Raw genomic sequence first — 21515 nt, forward strand, 5'->3', positions numbered from 1 at the left:
CCCGCCTGACCGGCATCCTCGACCAGCCCCGAAACGAGATCATCTTCAATGGAAGCTGGCCGGTGCCTGCCCCTCACGCTCGCCCGATTACCCTGACCGCCGCCGAACGGCGCGGGCTCACCGCTCTGGCCTACCCCCACACCGCCGCATATCAGCAGGTCGTCCGGGCCCGGATCGTCTGCGATGTGGCCCGTGGGCACTCCAACGCCGCGATCGCCCGCCGACACGACCTCACCGTCGATACCGTGCGGCGCTGGCGCGGCCGGTTCGCCGACGAAGGCCTCGCCGGCCTCACCGACCGGCCCCGCCCGGGACGGCCACCACGGTTCACGCCGGTCCAGGTCGCCGAGGTCATAGCCCTGGCCTGCCAGCTGCCGGCCGAGACCGGCACACCACTGTCGAAGTGGACGTGCCCGGACCTGGCCGCTGAAGCCGTCGACCGGGGCATCGTCGCGGCGATCTCGGCGTCCACCATCCGCCGGATCCTGGCCCGCGACACGCTCAAGCCCTGGCAGCACCAGTCCTGGATCTTCATCCGCGACCCGCAGTTCGCCGTCAAAGCCGCCCGCGTGCTCGGCCTCTACGCCCGCACGTTCGACGGCGTCCCGCTCGGCGATGACGAGTACGTGATCTCCAGCGACGAGAAGACCAGCATCCAGGCCCGCTGCCGCTGCCACCCCACCCTCGCACCCGGCGTCGCCCGGATGATGCGGGTCAACCACGAGTACCAGCGCAAAGGCGCCCTCGCCTACCTGGCCGCCTACGACGTCCACCAGGCCCGAGTGTTCTCCCACCGCAACGCGAAGACCGGCATCCTGCCGTTCATGACCCTGGTCGAGCAGGTCATGACCCAAGAGCCCTATGCCTCGGCGAAACGGGTGTTCTGGGTGGTCGACAACGGCTCCTCACACCGCGGCCAGGCCGCCGCCGACCGGCTCAGCCGGCGGTTCCCGAACGCGGTCATGGTCCACACCCCGATCCACGCCTCCTGGGTCAACCAGGTGGAGATCTACTTCTCGATCATCCAGCGCAAGGTCCTGACACCCAACGACTTCACCAGCCTTGACCAGGTCGAAGACCGGCTCACCGCCTTCGAGCAGCGCTACAACGCGACCGCCCGGCCCTTCAGATGGAGATTCACCCCGGCCGACCTCGAGGACCTCATGGCCCGGATCGAGCGACACGAACAGAAAGAGCAGAACCTCCAACAGCCCACCGGCTGCGATCACCAGCCTGCCGCACACGCCCTGGCCGCATAACCCCCGAAGGACTTACGCCCTGAACCACTTAGCGCCGTGCAGTACTTCGCCCTCAACGGCGATACGGCGCGCCAGGCGCTTGCCTGGTCAGACGGACGCAGCCTAGCCGAAGCCACCGGAGGCTCCGCGCCGTCTAGCGGGCTGACCGCTGCACCTCGCCACGATGCCGCCCTTGAGGATCGGGCCTCTTCGGTATTCGCGATGGCATCGTTGCGCTGGTATCGACATCACGACCAGGAGCTGGCGGAAGGGCTTGAGAATTGGGGGCTAGCCCTTGGGCGCAACGTCGACGCCTTCGGCTGCTGCTGCGTGTACGAAGGGTTCGTGCAACGCGGCCGAGATCATTCCTAGCCGTCGCGCATCGGCGTCCACATCCACGCGCTCGATCATCGGCGGCCGCTGCTCCAGACCAGGATCCATTTCGGGGCGAACGAGTCGTCCCTGCCGCTGGCGGTGCACGGCGGATAGGATGGCCGCTGCTTCGCCGGCCGCGACCGCCCCTTCCTGGTCCCAGCCCGCCTCGACGGCGCGTCGCCGGGCCGCCGCCTTCAGTCGCGGATCCAGTTGGCCTATGGCTTGCAGTCCGTCGCCGATCTCCACGCATCGCCGGTACAGCCGCTGGCCGACGCCCCATGCAGCACCGCGGGCGCGTTCAGGTCGACGTGGTGGATGCAGCGCGATGGTCGGTACCGCCTGATACAGCAGGAACCACAGGGCGTGCAGTTGCCGGTACGCCGCGCTCCGACGCGGCCAGGCGCGCAGGCCGTCGACACTCTTCCATATCGTTGCGAGCACGAAGCTCGAACAGGTCAATGACACCGACAGGGTGATGAGAGTTTGTGAGGCGACGGGCTCCGGCCAGGGCGCGCTGACGTCGGCCAGCTTCAGAGCGATGAAGAAGGCCTTGTGGCCGACGTAGGCCCCGCCGAAGGCAGCTCCTCCGCTGAGCAGGCGCATGACCACTTTCAGCCGAGTGCCGGCGTATCTGGCGTAGCCGAGGGACATGCGCAAAATGTCGGCCACGGACACTGCGAGATACAGCAGGAACGCCAGCATGTAGACGCCGACTTCCGGTTGGTCCCCGTACCGGTCGGCGAAGTGCAGCGGCTCGGAGGTTGGAAAGTCTGCCGCCAAGAACATCGTTGCCATCACCGTGAACACGACGGCCAGGAGCACCAGCCGCTGGCGTATGTGCCGCCGTGCCCGTTGCGGGTCGCCCAGGTGCAGGAAGAGGAACTGGATGGCGGTCGCCGCTAGCAGCGCCGAGCCGTGCTCGGCGAGCTTGGCCAGATTCGGCACGCCGGAGATCTCATCGATGGCGCTGTGGACTGGCGCCCAGCCGAGCGTGACGGCGAGACCACAGCCCAGGCAGATGCCCACGCTCGCCCAGATCTTCTGATCCTTCGGGTCCCGCACCAGCGCGCCCAACTTGACGACGAGCGCCGCTGCGGCTACGAGCGCGGCGACGACATGGCCGATGGCCACCAACACGTGCTGCCCCTGTCTAGTCAGTCAACGTCGCTGCGATGCGGTACATCACTGCGGCGGTGTCCTCGTGCAGGTTCTCGAAGGCGCCGACCTGGTCGACCCGGTCCAGCCGGGCTCCCAGGTACGTCGCCAGCAGTTCGGCGTCCATCTCCTGCTGTTGATCGAAGGACGACGACGAACGGGCCAGCATCGTCTCCGCCCCATCGGCATCGACGCTCTCTACCAGATGCGCGACACCGTCAACGACCGCTGCGCCGGTGTGCTTCAGCGCGATGTGCATCAACTCGTGCAACGTTGTCTGGACCTGCAGCACAGGCGATGAGTCGCGGTTGTAGAGCACGTAGTCGGCCTCGGCCGTCGCCACCCACAGCCCGCACGGTCCGGCCGGCTCGTCGACGGTCATCGCAACGAACTGGATCGGGCGACCGCGTTCCTCCTCGAGCGCCGATACCAATGCCGGAACGGTCAACGGCACCGGCAGGGCGACACCAAGCCGACGCAGCAACCTACAAGACCGGCGCTTCTGGTGCCACATCGTCTGTCGTCACCCTTCTGCGGGCGGTGCCCGAGACGCCTCCCGTTCGTACCATCTCTCCGTCCGCCCAGGTCAGCGTCCGGCCTTCAGCGCTCGCCTGAACCACAATAGTGGCGGTCGCAGACAGGCAGCATAGCGAAGCAAGGCGCATCCGCAGGACCCCGCGAAGACTGCTCGTGGCAACGGCGAGCGGCGGGGGGGCAGAAGCAGCATCGGCGAACCCCCGAGTGACCTGCTGAATGAGGATCCCAGGCGGCGGACCGGCGCGGAGCCCATGAGTGGCACCTCTCGGTCGTTTGCAGAAGGCGGTTGATGCAAAATGCGAGGGGTGCCTGATGCCCTCGACTTACCCAGCCGCAGCGTGTCCACCCGAATCGCCCGTGTCGTCACTGAGGTATTCGCGCCGGCGCTTCTGGCCGCGGTCATGCCGGTCGTCGTCGCCCTGCACACCACCGCGCCAGCGGTCGGTCGGGGCCTCGGCTGGGCTCTGGTGGGCGCGCTGTTCTGCTCGGTGATCCCCAACGGCCTCATTTGGTGGGGGGTCCGCCGGGGGCGCCTCAGCGACCATCACATCCGGGTGCGAGAGCAGCGCCGCACGCCCCTGGTGTATGGGCTCGTCTCAGTGCTGGTCGGCTTGGCCCTCCTGGTCGGCTTCCATGCACCCCAGCCGGTGATCGCCATGGTCGTCGTGATGTTCGGCTTGGGCCTCGCCGTGACTGTGGTGAATCTGGTGTGGAAGCTCAGCATTCACGCTGCGGTCGCCGCCGGATCGGCCGCTGTCCTGATAATCGTTCTCGGACCGAATCTACTTCTCGCCGCTCCCGCGGTCGCCCTCGTCGGGTGGTCGCGGGTTCAGCTTCGCGACCACACGATCGGCCAAGTGATCGCTGGCGCCGTAGTGGGGCTCGTCGTGGCGGTGCCGACATTCCTTCTGCTTCGCTAGCTAGGGCCTCGTCATGCAGCCTTGAACGGGTAATCCGGGTGGCGGATCTTGGAGTTGATCGCGAAGCCGGATTTTGGTCGGGCGTGTTGGTTGCGCCATCGGATGTAGTCGCCGATGGCGGCGTCCTGTTCGGGGTGGGTGCGGTGGTCGGTGCCGTTGAGGGCAAAGTAGCGGACCGCGGCGAACTCGGCTTCGATCCAGTTCAGCCATGACGCGTAGGTGACCTTCAGCAGGTGAGCGATGTCCGGGGCCAGCTGCCCCTGAGCCGACATCAGCACCACGACCGCCCGCCGCAGCTTCACCGAGTCCTTCGCCGTCCTGGTGATCCGCTGCAACCGTTGGCCCTCGGCCATCGACACCTGCCGGACGAACACCTCCAGCTGCCCACCGGCCATCACCTCCAACAACCACAAGCTCGGGAGACAGCCTGCCTGACGGGTCCTCAGAACCGACGGATTACACGATCAACGTTCAAAGACGAGGCACGAATTCCTCGACGCAGCTATGGGCCTTCTGCTATGTCGGCCGGTCCCGGCGCGCCGACTTGTTGCGAGCCTCCAGCGCGGCTACCTGCTCCACGATCTTGCGTAGGCTGGCGCGCGGAACTCCCGGTGGCAGCCTACGCGCCAACACCGTGATGGTCTTCAGGTCGGGGTCAACGTCGATGTCGCCCGAGTCAGCCTCCTCCACCGCGTCGAAGAAGTAGTTGGGCTGCACCCGAAAGAAGTTCGCCAACTGCTGGATTGCCGAGCGCGAGGGATTGTCCCTCGCGCCGCTGAGCAGATAGTTCACATAGCTGGTTGACAGTCCCGTCCCCTTGGCGACGTCGTCCGGAGAGTACGGCTCGTCAGTGCCTGGCTTGACATGCGTGTCGATCAGATGCCTGAGCCGCGCCGCGAAGGACGGTCTCCCCTCGCCCGCGCCACCGTCCACCATGACCGCCCTCCCATCCCAGCGCGCCACAATCGTGGTGAAGCCGCATTCGCAACCCACAATAGTTGCAGTAGCGGGTCGACCATGCTTCACTAGCGGAGCCCGACCACTTAAGTGGCCGCGACGCCGCACCGGACAACCATAGTGACGGAACGGCCGCACTCGACGTCCCCGAGGGGTCGAGACTGCATCACGGTCGGGTAACGATCGCCAGACGCGGCGGGGTCGCAGAACGGGGGATGTGCGACTCGCGCCGGCACGTATCCGGCCCGGGATGCCCGGCAAAAAGAGCGACAACCGGACCAGCGCCGCCGCACATTGCACCTGCACCGACCCGCGATCTGGCATCCGGTGGCCCCGGGCCCAATCGCCCGGGGCCACGGCGCCACTCAATGCCCGTCCCGCGCCCGCTCTCCTCTCGCGACCCTCAACGCAGCTTGCGAACCAGGCGTACCCCCCCCGGGAGGGGGGTAGCTGCAGGGGTCGCGGCCACGCCCAATGTGTGATGTCGTACTTACGCGCGGCGCCTCCACGATCCGCCGGATCCTCAAGCGTCCGGGCATACCGCCAGCGCCGGTACGTCGGGACCACACCACCTGGCGCCGGTTCCTCCGCGCGCAAAGCGTCGACCATCCTCGCCTGTGATTTCTTCCATGACGTACACATCCTCGGCGTCACCGCCAACCCCGACGGGCTGTGGACCGTACAGCAGGCCCGCAACCTGCTCATGGACCTCGGCGAACAAGCCGACCAGTTCAAGGCGCTGCTCCGGGACAGGGCAGGGCAATTCACCGCCTCCTTCGACGCCGTCTTGGCCGACGCCGGCATCACCGTCTGCAAGATCCCACCGCAGAGCCCACAAGCCAACACCTACGCCGAACGTTTCGTCGGCACCGTACGCCGTGAGGTCACCGACCGCATGCTCATCGTCGGTGAACAACATCTCCGCCGAACACTCGATCAGTACGCCCGCCACTACAACCAGCGACGACGCGTAGGGCACTGCAGTTGCAGGGCCCCACGTTCAGACCGACACGCCGTCGATCTTGCCCACGAGCCAACTGCGCGCCCACCTGGCCACCGCCCTGCCAGCCGCGGTGGACCTGTTCGCCGACATCGACTCGCAGACCAGCCTGCGGTTCCTGACCCGGTTCACCACCCAGGACGCCCTGGACCGGCTTTCGCCCAAACGCCTGGCCGCCTGGCTGAAAAGCATCGGCTACTGCGGCCGCACCGACCCAGCCGTGCTGCACGCCGGGATCACCGCCGCGCCCCGCGGCGCCACCGGTGACCACGGCCACGCCCTGGCCGGCATCACCCGCGCCTACCTGGCCACCCTGCAGGCCATCACCACACAGATCGACGCCCTTGAACAGCAGATCACCGAAGCCCTGGCCCTGCACCCAGACCGAGAGGTCTTCACCAGCCTGCCCAAGTCCGGAACCGTCCGCGCCGCTCGACTGCTCGCCGAGATCGGCGACGCCCGCGGCCGGTTCCCCACCCCAGACTCCCTGGCCCGCCTCGCCGGTGTGGCACCATCCACCCGCCAAGACCCTGTTGCCGAATTCGTTCAGGCGGCGAGGGTGTAGTCGAGGCGGGCCGCACGGCGGGTTCGGCGAGCGGCCTGGAGAAACGGACCAGCGGCAACGCGGCACCGCGCTCCAGGCCGACTCAACTAGGCAGAAAAGCAGGCCCGGCGGATCCTGGTCCCCCGCCAGCGCGCCGAAACCACCCGCCCTGGACCCGGCCGTCCCAAGGGCCGTACCTCCATCCCCGCACCCCGCCACGCAGCCGGCAATAAACACCCCAAAAAGGACACCAAACGGCGCAGCAGAACCGAGGGGAGCGGTTAAAAGCGAAGCTGAAGTAAGCCGTCGAAAGCCTGATGCCGAACAACCGACCAGGGGGTATCGAGGTGGACGAACGCGAAAGGGCCGGACACCCACATGGCGTCCGGCCCCCGCACCCTGCCCCAGCTACACGGCGTCGAGCACCCTACACCGGCCCTCATCGGCTATCCGGCGGATGACCTCCGCACCCACCAGCCGGCCACCGCCGGCACCACGGGCCGCATCACGGGCGATGCAGGTTTCCACCGGCACATCCCGCAGGTCGACCGCCACCAGGTTCGCCCCGACCTGCTTGGCGAGCCGCCGCCACTGCTCCACCGAAGCATCCGGCAAGTTCGTGTCGTCAACGATTACACTCAGGCCTGCGCGCAGCAGCGCGAGCACCTGCGCTTTCTGCGCGGTGGTCACCGCGTCCTCCTGCCACCGCACACCGATCCTGCGACCGTGGCCCATGGTCCGCAGGTCGTCGCGGTTCACGCGGAAGCGACGCTCAGGATCCTCGGCAACCCACCTTTCGGCGTAGGTGGTCTTACCGGAGCCGGGCAGGCCACGGGTGATGACAAGGGCGAGCATCATTCCTCCTTGGCGGATATGCGCGGCGAACAACTCTCTCCCGGTCAGCGGCAAGCCTAGGGCGCGACGTGGAAGAACTCTGTAACCGGAACCACGAAGCCCCCCACCTGACTCACGTTCGGTGGGGGCTTCGTGGTTCACGAAACCGTCGAGCAGCAGACCGAAGCGATCCGTGCGGAGGCCTACCTACGCCGCTTGGAGCGGCTCGCCGTCAGGGCCGGTATTCCGGTCCTGCGGGTGTCGGCGGGCAACATCCGCCACGACGCGCTCGACCCCGCTCCGTACGGGCCGAACGCGATGTCGGGCGGACGATGCAGCGCCAGGCGGGTCGACGCTCTTCGATGCAAGGGCAAGCCGCGGTCCCCGTCAGCGATGCAGCACCTGCGCGCCGCGCTCAACCTCGCCGTCCGCGAAGGCCTCATCGACACCAACCCCGCGAGGCACATCGAAGTCGTCGGCTACTGCAAACCCCCAGGTGTGGACCGACGGCCGTGTCGAACACTGGCGGCACACCGGAGAACACCCGCCGTCGCGTCCAGACCCGATACAGGTTGTTCTTCAGGTCGGCCTCGAAGTCCCCAACCGAGCAGCCGTCCACCCCGGCGGCGCCCTTGTTCGCCCTGACCTTCTCCCACGCCTCCCATACTTCCCGCTTCGAAATCTCGAACGACTTGCCTGCTGACTTCAGCTCGCTCACGCGACTCCTCCCAGACCCGAAGGGCCCGGTTGATCGAACGAACAAACCACGGATGACCTGACCCCTTGGCTCCACCCCCACCGTGTCCAGCAGGAGCTTCACAGCTACTACGAGTCAGTCCGCCGGCGCCTCCCGCATCGGTACTCAGCCCCTCACGGTTTCCGCCGCTCGGGACGCTCCCTCTCGCACCCCGACCTACAGGGCGGCGGTATCGGGGACCGCCTTCTCACGTTCCGCGTAAGAGCCGCAGATCAGGCTCACGTCGCCTCCATGCCGGGCACCACCTGGCCGGTAAACGGGTAACCTCCAGGCTCATCCCGGAACTATCCACATGCTCCGGTTTCGATGCCATCGAGCCTCTTTCGGCACCTCAACAGCTACGACACTCGTCTTCCTGATCCCCACCTGACGCATCACGCGCGCCTTCTCCCACACGCTCACCACGACAGTCTTCAGCTAACGCAGCAGTGGGCGGTTTGAAGCCTGCCCCCGCAGGCCGACTCCGAGGGGCCAACCCTCATCTCTTAACGCAGCACCGCATCCAGAAGCTCCTCCTACATCAAGCTCCCTACAACGTTCGTGACACACGTGGATCGAGGCTCAGCCCTGGCTGCGCGCCGACTCGGCCGCCATGCGTTGGCGAACCAGGTCGATCGCGGCCTCAGCCGCGGTGATGCCGGCATCGGCGGCTGCGAGCTGTGCGTCTGCCTCGCCAGGCTGAAGCCCGATGTCATGGGACGACATCGTCATGACGTCGACGCGCATCGAGTCGGCCGCCGACTCCAGACCGGCGCGAGCCGCCGTCACCGCGGTGGCCACAATTCCCAGCACATGCAGATTGACGCTGTCGACCATCCGCTCGACCAGTCGCACCAGTTCCGCGGCGACAGCGGCGATGTGTGGCGGCAACTCGACGCACCTGAGCGTTGCCTCCCGTAGTTGTTCCGCGCGGATGGCTTTTTCGGCGTTGTCTCGCTGCGGCAGTCGGTATGCGGTGGTCACGGCCACAAACGCTATGGCCTCCTTGTCGGCGAGCTCCACGGCTCGGTTCCGGAGCTGCAGAGCTTCCTCGCGCGCACTTGTGAGAATTTGTTCATGGCTTGTGACCGTAGGTTCTGTCGGCTTGAATCTCGTCAATGTGACCGCCGCCGCTTTCTCTGCGAGCGCGGCTCCCATCGCGATGCTCATAGCCCCCACCGCGCCCGCCCCGGGGCCGGGTGTGGCGGACGCAACCGAAGCCAACCAGTTGTCCAGCATTCGATCCGTCATGTCGACCATTGCTCCTTTGATGTTGTGTAGAGGCGTTCTCGTAAGCGATCGGGCTGCGTTGTCCGAGCCGGAAATGACGGCGTCGGGTGTTGGAGCGGCTGAGCCAGCGAAACGCGTCGCGGAGTAAATTGTCAGGAGTTGTGGATCGGGTGACTCGTCCCAGGCTGCTTCAGCCTCGGAGCGCTCGACGAGGATGCCGCGTTCGAACCTTGCTCCGGCGCACACGAGCGGGACGAGATAGGGGTACACGGGCCGCGCGCCAGCAGGTAACGTCGTTTCCGATGGGTGTCCGTCTAGTGTCCTGAGCCGGAGATCCGTCGGCAGAAGTGGTGCGGGATTCAAGGATCTCTTCGGGGCTCTTCGTTCAGATGAACGGCTTGAGGTCCTCGTTCCAGTTCCTGATCCAGTGGCGGATGTCGGCTTCGAGCCTGGACGTTCTTGTGGCGTCGCGGCGGCTCATCTGGTCGGCCAGGAAGCCAAACCATCGCTCGTCGGGTAGCCCCGTCGCATGACTGCGCCGGGGACCCCTCAGAACCGGCCGCGCCCGATTCCCAGGCAACCGGCTCAAGTAAACCCTGAAGGATTGCGGGCAGGTGATGGCGCTATCCTTTTGCTGCCGTTGGTGATCCGGCGGCGGCAGGAGGCGTGTATGAGTCGGGTTGCGGCGCGTTCGTCCGGCGTGCCAGCGCCCCAGGCGGTGACCACGTGTTTGCGGATCGCCGTGCGGGTGGCCTTGAGCCACTGTTCCCACTCGTGCGGGGACTGTGGTTCGTTCTCCGAACGACCCGCACCTGACTGGCTACTGGCACCAGCGGCGACGCCGCAACCCTCCCCCGATCGGCACGGTCACGCTGCGGCTCCTACGAGCCCAGCAGGGCCGATGCCCGATCTGCCGAGGGCTGCTGCTCCACGCCGGGAGCACGGCCGTTCCTGCGACCATTTGGTGCCGGACGATGGTGTCCAGGCGAACTTACGCAGGTAGACGCCGCCTTACGGCCAGCGTTGAGCTGCGTGACCCGCCACACCGCCACCAGGGCGTTGCTGCGGGACCGCAGCATCGACTTCTGCAAATTCCGAACCTGTTTTCAGGTTCGCCGCCCGCGTGGCCGTGAAGATCCGCTGCCGCAGCCGCCGTACGTTGTCCTCACAGGCCGCCAGTCGATGGCGTTCCAGTCGGGGACCTCGCCCTCCGGTCCGCTCACTCCGGAGGGCCCGCCATCGCCACCGCGAAAGCCATCGCCGTCGTCGTTTCTAACTTGTCCTTCAGCTCTGGTGCTGTGACGCTCCGTCAACGGCGGATGACGGCTGCGACTGCTGTGCGACGTCGAAGGACCACGTCGTCAGTGACTGCGGCCGCCACGGTGGTGGCGTCGACTGCTCACCTTCGGGGAAGACCGTCGGATGGGACCGCTTCAGGTAGTCGGTGAACCACCTCTCGAAGTCCGCCTCGGTTCGCCACCGGGTGTACACGAGGTAATTTTCGGTACCGTCGGTCGGCCGGAGCAACTCGAACCACTCGAAGCCCTCGACGGTTTCGACCAGGCGTGGCCGTTCCGCATAAAGTCGCTCGACTTCCGCACGCTTGTCCGGCGGAACCTTCAAAACATTCATCCTGACGACACTCATGACACACTCCGTGTAAGAGTAAGGAATATCGGATAAAATCTACGCGAGGATTACTTTCGGTGATCACTCACCGGATCTTCACCGGCAACCATTTCCACCCGCTGGAGGAGTTGTTGCCAAGACCTGTGGCTTGGGTTGCGTGAATCAGGCTGCAAGGGCGTTGTCAACTTGGTTTGCGCTCGTGGCCTGCGCCGACGCAAGGTCCGGCGGAGACAAGCGGCATCTGGACGAGGTCTTTTTTTTGAGATCAACGGAAAGCGGCAGTACCTGGCGGACGGTGGTCCAGGACGGGGACGTCCTGGACATCCTGGTGACCGCCCGGTGCAACACGAAGGCCGCGAGGTGGTTCTTCCGAAAACTGCTGAAGAAGCATTGTGCCGTGCCTTCCTGGCACTTTCAGATACGCGGCGAGCCGGTCACTCTCGGAAATGAGATTAAGGGGCGTGACAGGCAAGCCGGGAAGAGCCCTGTGCTCCATGGCCAGGAGTTCCGCGAATTCTCCAGGTGCCCGCAGCACCGCAGGGAAGCCAGGGAAAGGCGCAATGTGAACCTCCATGTCCGGTGCCATGATCTCGTGGAGGACCTTCGCGTCCTCGCCGTTCAGCACACCGCACAACGATCGGAACACGTCTGCGTTGGACATGGGAAAGACCTCCTGGTGATGCAGGGCTGATATCGCACTGCTACGGCAGCTGCAGATAGGCGGGTGCGCGTTTGCTGGTCAGCAGCTCTGGAGGGGGGGTGGGTACGATGGCGACCCCCCATTTGGTACTCCGGTTCGGGAGCAATTGTCAAGACCCTGCCACTACTGAGCCTATCCGAGTAACGGCGCAAGGACTTGGAGTAGCCGCCCCGGACGGTCGCATCCAGATCCATGCGGTGCAACAAGAAGACGCAGAACCTCGGTATAAAGGTGGTTTTTCCCGGGATCACCGTCATCGACGTTCTGCGTCGCTATGGGTGACACATACACCGCCATCCTGCCCGTACGCGACGCTCGCGGTTTCGCGCGGTGCTGGCAGCGGCAGTGCCACGTTGGCTCTGTCGCTGCCAGCGACTGATTGAACGAGACCGAACACAGCCTCGACCAGCATCCGGTTCATCACACTACATTCTTGCAGGTCTGTGACGTGCCCTCTGCAGGACGTCAACCTACGCGATCATTCCGCTTCCGGACCCCACCCGGGATCGGGATAGCCCGTTACCTTTTTGATCGCCCCCAGCCGGGGACTCCTCGGTCGCCCGGCCCGGTATGGCTTATTGCCCCTGCCATCGATGATCCGGGGGGTGTTGCCGCCGGGTTGGGTGGCGTCGGCGGACCGCTGATAGGGGCCCGGCCACCCTTCGGGTAGGTCTCCTCGTAACGTGGCTGCCGGCAGTCCGACGCTGTGACCTGCGACCGAGGCCGCATCGACGGAACGGAGGCATCCGGTGCACGGCCCCTACGGCGTCTACCTCGGCTTGGACGTCGGCAAGAGCGACCACCACGCGGTCGGGCTCGCGCCCGACGGCAGACGGCTGCACGACGCCCCGCTGCCAACACCGAGCAACGCCTGCGCACCCTGTTCGAGCGGCTGGGCCGCCACGGGCAGATCCTGGTCGTCGTTGACCAGCCCGCCTCCATCGGCGCGCTGCCGGTCACCGTCGCCCGCGCCTGCGGCCACGAGTTGGCCTACCTGCCCGGACTGGCCATGCGCCGGCTGGCTGACCTGCACCCCGGGGACCCTGTTGCTGAATTCGTGACATGCCGTTGTGGATCCGGTGTGTTGGCTGGTCTGTCCTGAATGATCGTGTTGCTGGTCGGCCTTTCCCCTCTTCCGGCCGCAGGATGGTTTCCCCGATGTCGATGCGGCCGCGCCCGTTGGCGCGACGTGGAAGAACTCTGTAACCGGAACGACGAAGCCCCCACCTGACTCACGTTCGGTGGGGGCTTCGTGGCTCACGAAATACCGCTCCACGATGCTGCGGTAGTTGAGCACCGTGTTGGGCCTCACCCGGCCCTCAAGCTCGGACAACCAGAAGCCCAGCCAACGCCGCACCGTCCACGTCCGCGCCACCGCCTCCGGCCCCGGCAACTGGGCCAGTTCCCAGCAGGCCCGCTCAGCCTCCGCCAAGGTGGCGAATCCGCCCCGACGAACTCGATCACGACCTCCGTCGACGCCGCCGACCTGCAACGCGAAGTACCAGCGCCCATGACTGAGGTCCGCCAGCCGCGCGCACCGAGCGCCGAGTTGCTTACCGGTCTCCTCGGCGCGGCAGCCGCACCGCCGGTACACCCGACCCAGCCCATCCGAGGTGCGCATCAGCATTCACCCAGGGAGCCGGATGCAACAGCAAGCAGGGGCGGCGGTGCGGCCGGGCAGACATGAGCAGCCGGAACACGAGCACCGGACTTCACTTCACCAAACGTCACGGTCTTCCTCAACCAGATTGAGCCCGACAGACCGAAAAGTTAGGAGTCCGAGCCCTTCGAGCGCACCTACCTGACGAACCCACGGCGCCGCCACGCATGTCCGCAACTCGGGGGTGCCGAGTCCAAGAACGTGTGCCACAGGCGTGACTCGCACGTGACTCACACGACGGCAGGGAAGATAACCGGTCGGCTATCTTCCCTGATCAAAGAAGCGCGCCCGAAGGGACTCGAACCCCTAACCTTCTGATCCGCGCCCACACCCGCAACCGCCTGACCAGCGCGAACACCACGGCCCAGCGACACGCCATGTCACCGGGCCAATAGGTGTTTGCCCAGTTCAAAGCCCAGATTCGCGGACTACATCGATGCGGAGCTGCGGAACGCAGGGATGTAGGGGAACAGGTGACGCAGGTGCTTGCGGGCGTAGCGGATCCAGTGCCGTTCCCGGGGAAAACCCAGCAGGACCTGCGCGATGGCCAGGCACAACAACTCGGCGTCGGACAGCAGGGGCGGACGACCGATCCGGCGACGCCCGATGACGTGATCGTCGAGGAACACGTAGAGTGCGGTCAGAAGGGTATCGGGGTCTGTCTTCACAACTGACATCGATACTCTTCGCCATGCTGCATTCAAGCCCGCGCTGCCGTACAGCCCAGACTTCGGACTCAATCATCTAGCTAGGGCGAGGTTTTCGGCACCCGCAGGGGCCTCCGTGGTGCGTATCTCGATGTTGCCGACGACCCAACGGGTTCCCTTGGGACCGCCGACCCGGATCACGGCGACCGCGGTGAGCTGGTATCCCGATGTGCCGTTACCGTCAGCCGATTCGATGGGGGTACCGAACCGGATGATCTCGCGCCGCTGCCCAAAGCCGCCCGCGCTCTGATCCTGAGCCGCCTCAACCCCGGCGATCGGCACCATCGGTCCGCCGTAGTTGTTGCCGTCATGAGTGAACGGGGCGGTGTGGCTGAAGCCGAACGTCGGGATTACTGACGAGTTGACGATCGTGGCGAAGGTGTCGGTGTTGGCGTAGACGCTGTCGATGGCCACGTTCCGACTGGTGCTCGTGGATCCTGGCGTGTACAGCGCGAACTGGAGCGACGTACCCGGTGTGCCGGCGCGGCCCAGCAGCCGACCCACTGCAGCCGGTTCCAGCATGGTGACCTTGCCTGAGCGGGCAAGCTGGGCCAGACGGAGGAAGATCCCCTCCGCGGAAACGGAATTGTGCAACTGATCGTCGCCGGCAAGGGAGGGGTCGACGGTCCGGATCGCTTCGGCGAGTTGCGCCACGGCATCGAAGTCATACACAGAAAACGCTCGGCTCGGCCGCCAGGGCGCACCGGCCACCAGCGCACGAATTTCCGCCGGGACCTCCATGTCGACGGCGACCGTGTCGGTGGGCGGAGGTACGACAAGTGTCGGGTCGGACGTAAACATCGCCGGCTCGACGCGCTCCTGTTCGACGATTGGATCCCGAGGCGTCTCTGCCTCGCTGAAACGCAACGTGACCAGGGCTGGGAAGGCCAGGTACGACTCGCTGGTCGCGCTCACCCTCGGCAGGTCCTGCCAGGCCAGCCGGACAAGCCGACCCACGGCGAGGAGCCCGTTGATCGCGGCCCTACCCACGGCGACGATGAGTGCGTCGCTCAACGGCATCGATCGTGCGGTCACGCCGAGCGTGTAGGGGACGCGGTCGAACTGGGTGGTGGCGAGGGTCCGCTGCCAGGTCCGGTACTCCCGTAGCGACGATGCGGCGTTCGTACGGCTGTGCTGTGTCGCAATCGCGAGAGGCGATTGCGACTGGTGTTCTTCCCGTTTGGCCAGCGGCGAGAAGGCTACCTTGTTGCCGGTGGCGCGGGTGACGCTCTGTCTGCTCGCGCCTGCGATCTGCAGGGATCCGCCTTCACCGGACGAGTGGGCCAGGATAACGTCCAGGCCCGCGGTGGTCGAGGTTTTCCGGCCGCGCAGCCCCGCGAGCTGGGCGGCAGTCTGTGCGGGCTGGGCGCTGATCTCCACCTCCACCAGTCGCGGCCCGAGCCACGACCACCGGTGCACGAAGTGGAAGGTCGCGCGGCCTTTGGGACCAGCGTTGATGAGTGAGCGCAGAGCGAGCGGGGAGCTGTGGTCGGCGATCCGCGACAAGATGCCAGGCACGTAGGCCGAATGGCCGGGACGGGTCACCCCCGGCACCTGCGCCTCGACCAAGGCACGGATGCCTTCGCGGAACTGCGGACGCGAACCCCGGGCTATCACCGCGGTGGCCACGCCGAAGCCAAGCTCCCCGCCGCTGCGAACGAACCAGTGGGGAAGCATCCGGTCGGCGGGTTCGGCAGGCCTCTCGGGGTCGGCTTGCGGGACCCCCGGGATTTGCCGCAACTCCGGATAGTTGAACAGGTCGTTCTCGGTGAGGAGGAACTCCACGGCCTCGGGCAGTTCCACCGCGAGCTGCTTCTCGAAGAACGGGCTGCCGGAAAGGGTCCCGGCCACCACGTTGCGGCTGCCTTTCGTGACGGTGACGATGTAGATCGCCCTGGCCTTGAAGCGAAACATCGAGACATCGTTCTCGGTCGTCACCCTGAACGCCATCGTGTTGTCGCTGAACGTCGTGTGGGCGTCCTCGCGGGTGCCGTAGGTGTACGTCCCTGAGGGTACGAATTGCGTGTCGCTGCCGTAGGTGCCGGTTACTGCCGTCGGCACTTCGTACAAGACGCTGCTCTCTGCCGTCTGCGACGACCCGTCAAAGGACTGCAGCCAGATTTCCATGTCCATGGTTCCTGGCGGTGGCAGGGGCTCCACATCGGTGAGGTAGCCCTCAACCGTTACCGACACATCGGTGCCCCACACCATGCCGTGCTCGCCGATGTTCTCGGACACGTACTGGTTGTCGAAGACCTGCAGGGCGTTGGCCGCCAAATGGTGGGGCGACATTGCGGCGTGCGCCACCTCCTGGCCCATGCTCTCAGGTCGACTCAACGACTCCCCGATCACCCGCCGCTTCGCCCACGTCCAGCCACCCACCACCAACCCGCCGAACCACGACGCCGTACGACCTGCACCGCCCGAAGGCGCGACCGTCTGATCGTCGGCGACCGGCTCGTTCCCCCGCGCCTGGACCGGCCCGGTTGCCTCGTCAGGAGGGAACGCGCCAGGCATGGCCGGCGTCCGATCCTCCCCTGCCTCCCCATGGGGCACGCGCGAGTTGGTCTCCGCAGAGTCCGGCGGCGACTCCGCAGTCTGCATCTGCATCTCTATGTCACCCGCGACCTGCGGCGGCACAGCCGCATCGTCTACCGGGAAGGTGCCGGGCATGACATTGCTCGAAGCGGCGGACCGTTCCGCGGCCGCGGCGGCGCGACGTACGGCCCCGATGAGGTCGCTGACCACCGCGCGGATCGATCGGCTGCCCTCCACCCGGTCCACAAGCGCCGACTCCGGCAGCCGAAGCACTCCGTTCTGGTAGACCGCATCACCGTCCGGTTGGTTCAGGCTGGCTCGATCCTGATGGGTGACCTCACGAGGTGCGGGCATCTGGTACGGACTGATCTCCACCGACTGGGTAAGAGTGCGGTAGGTGGGCACCGCCAACGCGAACATCCCGTCGACGATGCTCGGCTCGGGCACGGGGCCGTAGCTCCACGATATCTCCATCCGTAGCGCCACCGGCACCATGAAGGTGTGCGACCCGTCGGCGCTTGGGCTGAGCGCGTACAGTTCCTGCCCGAAGCCGATGCTGGTTTCCGTGATCGTGGCAGGGCGAGAGGACCGGTTGACTCCGCTGGAAATACTCTGCAACGGCCTGCTCTGATCGCCCAGATCAAGTGGGTTGGAGTACGAACCAGCAATGCCTGCGCTCCAGCCGAACGGAGACCGGGCGCGCTTTTCGCTGGCGGGTAGAGTCGAACCGGTCCAATTCAACGTCTGAATGTCGGGCAGGAACAGATTGTGGCTGACTCCTCCCTCGGGCTCGTCGGCGAAGCGGCGATCGGCGGACAGGCGTACTTCGACCCGCTGGATTTCACCACGGACCGGCAGTTCGAACACGATCGGATAACCGCCCTCGATCAGCTCGTCCGCGGCGCCGCGCAGACCCATACCGGAGCGTGCCAAATCAAGCTTGCGAACGTTTTCCAACCGCTGGATCCGGGTCGCCTCGTCAGTCAGTCTGTCCGCCAGCGACGGATCGCCGTCCGGCGGCAGGAAGCCCCGCTCCCTCAGCCAAGTCTCGGCCGATGCGAACAGCGGCTCGGCACCCGTGACCCGCAGCGGCGTGGTGGAGACGCCGAGCGAACGCAGCTGCGCGATCTCAAGCGGCAGGTAACGCGGCGTGGTCGGCTTCGTGACGGTGTCCGCCGGCGGCACGCGCAGAATCACCAGGTACGGCGCCCCAGACCACCCCAAGGGGGTCGACGGTTCGGGGCGGACCACAGCACCATCCGCCCGGACGAGTTCCATATCGAAAATGACGTCGGCGGCCAGCGGGATCAGCGGCTTACTCGTCCGCAACGAGTGCGAGGTGCGTGCGCCACCGCCTGATCCCAGTGTGTGCGACACCTGATGCCGCGCACCGAGTTGCCCCCGGACAGTTCCGCCGGTCGGCTCGACCCCCGTGACAGGATCGGCGGGCGCACGTGACATGCCAAAGCTCACGGAACCATCAACGCCGACCGCGTTGGTGACCTTGGCGGAACCCTCGACGCGCAGGATTCGCAGCACGTGCGACTCCAGCACGGCATTCTGCGTCGCCGGACCGGCAACACCCCGCTCGTACAAGTCCGCACGCACCCGCAGGTAGCCGATTACCGAACCGTCTTCTGCGAATAGCAACGGCGATGGCTGGATTCCCACCCACATCAACGGAATATCGCCGCGTAGGCTGTATTCGCCGAAGAACTCCTGCAGGTCGTCTCTCGACTCTTTCGACAGCGACGTGAGCTGCGGCCGGAACGACGCCATGACATCGCTGAGGATCCGGTCGGCATTCGGCACCGACTGGACCCCGAACAAGGGAATGTCGTTGCGTAATGTGTCCAGCCGCGCCGGCCGGGGCTGCTCCGTGTTCTCGGGCGGGATCTCCACGACATGTTTCGGGAACCACACCGGCAGCCGCTCGGCTGGCGGGGGGAGGTCGATCCACGGGCGGCTCACGTCGTCACCCACGCGCATTTGCCAACGCATCTGATACATGTACGGCCAGGAACGCTCGCGACTGCGCAGGATCGTCAGCGCCTGCACCCCGCCAGTGACCCTGACCGAGGTCGACATCTGGTTGTATGTGATGGTGGGCTGCACCGTCAGCACCGCCCGCCGCAACTTACCGAGGTTCTCGACCGGCCATTTGTGCGAATACGAGAACGGGAGATTCATGGATCGAAGATCGGAGGCGGTCGCGGTTTCAGCCACCTCCCATCCGCCGAACGCCCAGCGCTGGAATGCGACCGGCGGGCCGTCGCGCAGTTGCTCGATTCCGGGGTCCGCGGCCGCCGCGTCGCCCAGCACCACCCGCAGCCAAGGGGTCTGCCCGCCATCGGCGGGTATCGACAGCGGTAGTCCCGATTCGCTACGCACCCGTGGCCACTCCGCAAACAGGTACCTTGCGGTAAGCCGCCGATCGAGCTGCGTGCCGAAGGCGGCTTGCGTTCCCCGAGCGCCCGCCGCCGCCTTCACCTGCTCGCGCAGCCACTCGACAACGCTCTCCGGCACAGGCATGACGTGCTCGAGTCCCTGCATCCCATCCAGCTGTGACCCGTATTGCCGTACCGCCTCCGTCATACCGCCGTGCGCAGGGTCGGGTCCTAGTGCCTGCGCAGATTCGTTGATCTGCGAAACGACAGGCTGCGGTTCGATCTGCCGCGCAGCGGTCAGTTGTGACTCCACCTCCTGTCGCACCAGATCGTCGGCCTCCCGGTGGTGCTCCGTGAGCGCACCACCGGAGGCCACTGCCTGAGTCTGCTGGCCGGTCTGCTCCTGCGGGTCTTCTTTGTGGTTCAGCACCGTGTGGTTCAGGACCTTGCCGTCCACCTCCAGCGCGGACTCGCGTTCGGACTCCCCGCCAAACGGGAAGGCGCCGGTTGTCTTGTCGCCGGTCTCCTCCTTGCCACTCGGGTCGGTCGCAACATGGGTCCGTCCGAGGGCGCTTGCGTCCGCCGCGAGGCTGGCGCCGCTCATACCCGGCACCTCCTCCGCAGAGGTCGCGATCACACCAAGGTCATCTCGTGCCGTGACGCCCTCGGTGACCCCCACCAGATGCATCAACTGCGTGACAGTGTCCGTCACCTCCTGCGGCCTCAGTTGCTGCACCGCCGAGACACTCAACTCACCGATGGCTCCGTCGGCGAAGGACCGCGGCCTTGCCGGATCGGGTTCCCCGGCATCCCCCTTGACTGCGGCCCGAGTGGCGTCGGCTTGATCCCTCTCCCCGACCGCACGCTCCCAGGCCGTACCCGCATCGAGCGCCGCGTTCGCGGCACCGTCGAGCCGCTCCTGGTGCCGTATCACGGTCTGCTCCAACCGCGTCCGATCCGCCGCACCGGCCGCCGCGTCGACCCCGTCCCTCGGCTCGGCCTGACGCCACGTCTCCGCCCGCCGCTCCGCGTTTTCGGCGTCCCGCCGCTCCGTTTCGACCCGCTCGTGTTCATCGTCGGCCGAGTGCGGGTCGGCACGCTGCTGCTCGTCTTCCTGCCGCCGCGCGTCCTCGTCCGCCCGTACCCGATTGGCCTCCGCCAGCAGATCCGACTCGACCTGTTCGGTGCCCCCCGGCGGCTCCCAATCCTTGTCGAGCATCGGCGTATCCAGATCAACTCGATCCGGATCAGGGTCCACTACGTTCCGGAACGCCTGACCAATAGACGCCAGGCCAGTACCAGCCGGTTCGTCATTTTCCGCTGGTTCGGATGGCTGTCTGGGAGAGTCGGCCGGGTCGGGGGAGGTGGTGTCTGCCTGCATCGCCTGGGACGGGCTGCGTGGCGTGCTGGTGGAGGCGAGCAGGAGCGCGCTGGGGTCGGTGCCGGTCGTGGTGATCGGTTGCGGGTGGCCGGTGGTGTGGTCGGGTAGGAGGTCGGTGATGGTGGCGGGCTGCCCGTCCCCGTCGAACGCCGCCACCCGGGTGCTGGACATGAACAGGTGTCGCAGCCACGGGTCACGTATCGGATCGTTCGGTTTGGGTGGGTCGAAGGGGTCGCGCGCCAGGGTGTCCCGCACCTTGATTTTCGGCGGCCCGGATTTTTGTGGCTCGTTGTGGAGGGCGAACACGTGCTGCGGTTCGTTCGGTGGTGCGGCCCTGACCACGACCATCGACCCCGGCACCGCCCGCAACGCGGCCAGCACGTCCTCTCCTGCGACCCCGTCGGGGTGGGGGGCGACACGCTCGGGCACCACGTCGAGAATCTCCAACAGTTGCGGCCAGCCAATCTTGGCCGCGAATCGGCGATCCGGTCCGATGAACCGGTCGTCGAACACTCCCCGGTTGCCCCACCTCCCGTACACATCTTTGAACGCGTCGAGAGTGGCCGGCACACACCACAACCGGTCACCGCTGCTGACCGGGCGCGCCAGCGTCTGGTCAGCAGCCGTGACCTGCTGCGCGGACTCAATCGCCCCGACGGCCTGCCCGGTTGCCGTGACGACCGGCTCGCGGTGTGTGCCGGGGTCGCCGCTGAACGACTCGTCCGGCGACGACACATTTCTTAGCGAATCCGTGTCGCTGAAGCCGCCCTTACCCGACGCGCCACTGACCGGCTCGTCCGGCAAGGACACGTCACTGATCGAAATTGTGTCGCTGGTGTCGAGGTTGCTGAATATGCCATCGCTGGAGACAGACGTGTCACTGGCGCTGTCACTGTCACGGTCGTTGGCGTTGGCGTTGGCGTTGTGGTGGATCGGCGTGTCATCGGCGCGGGAGGCAGCGCCGGCCGGCACCGTGCTACGCGCGTT

The 21515-nt window shown here is 66.3% G+C and carries 14 protein-coding genes and 3 pseudogenes; 6 read left to right on the forward strand and 11 right to left on the reverse strand.

Going from position 1 to position 21515, the window contains the following annotated elements; genetic code table 11:
• Positions 1–62 precede the first annotated feature (62 nt).
• Positions 63–1259 (forward strand): IS630 family transposase, encoded by a 1197-nt coding sequence (locus ACGFIZ_RS22240; RefSeq protein WP_393422040.1) that lies wholly within the window; start codon positions 63–65, stop codon positions 1257–1259.
• A gap of 267 nt (positions 1260–1526) precedes the next feature.
• Here the strand turns inward: ACGFIZ_RS22240 and ACGFIZ_RS22245 are convergent, their stop codons facing one another.
• Entirely contained in the window at positions 1527–2750 is a 1224-nt protein-coding gene (locus ACGFIZ_RS22245; protein WP_393422042.1) for an MAB_1171c family putative transporter, read from the reverse strand.
• A gap of 13 nt (positions 2751–2763) precedes the next feature.
• On the reverse strand, positions 2764–3282 hold the full coding sequence (locus tag ACGFIZ_RS22250) for a hypothetical protein (RefSeq protein ID WP_393422044.1): 519 nt from the start codon (positions 3280–3282) through the stop codon (positions 2764–2766).
• 424 nt (positions 3283–3706) lie between these two features.
• Here ACGFIZ_RS22250 and ACGFIZ_RS22255 point away from each other — a divergent pair, with 424 nt between their 5' ends.
• Positions 3707–4225: a phosphatase PAP2 family protein gene (locus ACGFIZ_RS22255; protein ID WP_393422066.1), complete on the forward strand. Its 519-nt coding sequence runs from the start codon at positions 3707–3709 to the stop codon at positions 4223–4225.
• A gap of 11 nt (positions 4226–4236) precedes the next feature.
• On the opposite strand, the gene ACGFIZ_RS22260 is transcribed toward ACGFIZ_RS22255, so the two are convergent.
• Entirely contained in the window at positions 4237–4599 is a 363-nt protein-coding gene (locus ACGFIZ_RS22260; RefSeq protein WP_393422046.1) for a hypothetical protein, read from the reverse strand.
• 142 nt (positions 4600–4741) lie between these two features.
• Positions 4742–5161, reverse strand: a complete 420-nt coding sequence (locus ACGFIZ_RS22265; RefSeq protein ID WP_393422048.1) for a helix-turn-helix domain-containing protein — start codon at positions 5159–5161, stop codon at positions 4742–4744.
• A gap of 724 nt (positions 5162–5885) precedes the next feature.
• Between ACGFIZ_RS22265 and ACGFIZ_RS22270 the strand changes: the two are divergent.
• Positions 5886–6092, forward strand: a pseudogene (locus tag ACGFIZ_RS22270) (transposase); the annotation flags it as partial.
• 112 nt (positions 6093–6204) lie between these two features.
• Positions 6205–6747 carry a transposase gene (locus tag ACGFIZ_RS22275; protein ID WP_393422050.1) on the forward strand — a complete coding sequence of 181 codons (543 nt, stop codon included), beginning with the start codon at positions 6205–6207 and terminating at the stop codon, positions 6745–6747.
• Between the two features lie 387 nt (positions 6748–7134).
• Here the strand turns inward: ACGFIZ_RS22275 and ACGFIZ_RS22280 are convergent, their stop codons facing one another.
• The 5 genes and pseudogenes from ACGFIZ_RS22280 to ACGFIZ_RS22300 all read right to left on the reverse strand — a co-directional run bounded on the left by ACGFIZ_RS22280 (position 7135) and on the right by ACGFIZ_RS22300 (position 11173).
• Positions 7135–7581 (reverse strand): AAA family ATPase, encoded by a 447-nt coding sequence (locus ACGFIZ_RS22280; protein WP_393422052.1) that lies wholly within the window; start codon positions 7579–7581, stop codon positions 7135–7137.
• A gap of 418 nt (positions 7582–7999) precedes the next feature.
• Positions 8000–8278: a hypothetical protein gene (locus ACGFIZ_RS22285; protein ID WP_393422054.1), complete on the reverse strand. Its 279-nt coding sequence runs from the start codon at positions 8276–8278 to the stop codon at positions 8000–8002.
• A gap of 600 nt (positions 8279–8878) precedes the next feature.
• Complete coding sequence (locus tag ACGFIZ_RS22290; protein WP_393422056.1) at positions 8879–9556, reverse strand: cyclodeaminase/cyclohydrolase family protein; 678 nt, start codon at positions 9554–9556, stop codon at positions 8879–8881.
• Between the two features lie 851 nt (positions 9557–10407).
• Positions 10408–10620 (reverse strand): annotated as a pseudogene (locus ACGFIZ_RS22295) (reverse transcriptase N-terminal domain-containing protein); the annotation flags it as partial.
• Between the two features lie 190 nt (positions 10621–10810).
• The gene (locus tag ACGFIZ_RS22300) at positions 10811–11173 is read right to left on the reverse strand and encodes an antibiotic biosynthesis monooxygenase family protein (protein WP_347671939.1); all 363 of its coding nucleotides are present in this window, start codon (positions 11171–11173) and stop codon (positions 10811–10813) included.
• A gap of 139 nt (positions 11174–11312) precedes the next feature.
• Between ACGFIZ_RS22300 and ACGFIZ_RS22305 the strand changes: the two genes are divergently transcribed.
• Together ACGFIZ_RS22305 and ACGFIZ_RS22310 are read left to right on the forward strand one after the other, a co-directional pair.
• Entirely contained in the window at positions 11313–11846 is a 534-nt protein-coding gene (locus ACGFIZ_RS22305) for a DDE-type integrase/transposase/recombinase (RefSeq protein WP_393422058.1), read from the forward strand.
• A 758-nt stretch (positions 11847–12604) separates the two neighbouring features.
• Positions 12605–12897 (forward strand): annotated as a pseudogene (locus ACGFIZ_RS22310) (transposase); the annotation flags it as partial.
• A 1046-nt stretch (positions 12898–13943) separates the two neighbouring features.
• Here ACGFIZ_RS22310 and ACGFIZ_RS22315 read toward each other — a convergent pair.
• The gene (locus ACGFIZ_RS22315; RefSeq protein ID WP_393422060.1) at positions 13944–14192 is read right to left on the reverse strand and encodes a hypothetical protein; all 249 of its coding nucleotides are present in this window, start codon (positions 14190–14192) and stop codon (positions 13944–13946) included.
• A gap of 63 nt (positions 14193–14255) precedes the next feature.
• Positions 14256–21500: a hypothetical protein gene (locus tag ACGFIZ_RS22320; RefSeq protein ID WP_393422062.1), complete on the reverse strand. Its 7245-nt coding sequence runs from the start codon at positions 21498–21500 to the stop codon at positions 14256–14258.
• Between the last annotated feature and the right edge of the window lie 15 nt (positions 21501–21515).

This window comes from Micromonospora sp. NPDC048830 (assembly GCF_043198215.1).
In the GTDB taxonomy this organism is placed as follows: domain Bacteria; phylum Actinomycetota; class Actinomycetes; order Mycobacteriales; family Micromonosporaceae; genus Micromonospora.

Coding starts and splice junctions, on each gene's coding strand:
- ACGFIZ_RS22250 (WP_393422044.1), bottom strand. CDS start 3,282: ATGTGGCACCAGAAGCGCCGGTCTTGTAGGTTGCTGCGTCGGCTTGGT.
- ACGFIZ_RS22255 (WP_393422066.1), top strand. CDS start 3,707: ATGCCGGTCGTCGTCGCCCTGCACACCACCGCGCCAGCGGTCGGTCGG.
- ACGFIZ_RS22265 (WP_393422048.1), bottom strand. CDS start 5,161: ATGGTGGACGGTGGCGCGGGCGAGGGGAGACCGTCCTTCGCGGCGCGG.
- ACGFIZ_RS22280 (WP_393422052.1), bottom strand. CDS start 7,581: ATGCTCGCCCTTGTCATCACCCGTGGCCTGCCCGGCTCCGGTAAGACC.
- ACGFIZ_RS22290 (WP_393422056.1), bottom strand. CDS start 9,556: ATGGTCGACATGACGGATCGAATGCTGGACAACTGGTTGGCTTCGGTT.
- ACGFIZ_RS22300 (WP_347671939.1), bottom strand. CDS start 11,173: ATGAGTGTCGTCAGGATGAATGTTTTGAAGGTTCCGCCGGACAAGCGT.
- ACGFIZ_RS22315 (WP_393422060.1), bottom strand. CDS start 14,192: ATGTCAGTTGTGAAGACAGACCCCGATACCCTTCTGACCGCACTCTAC.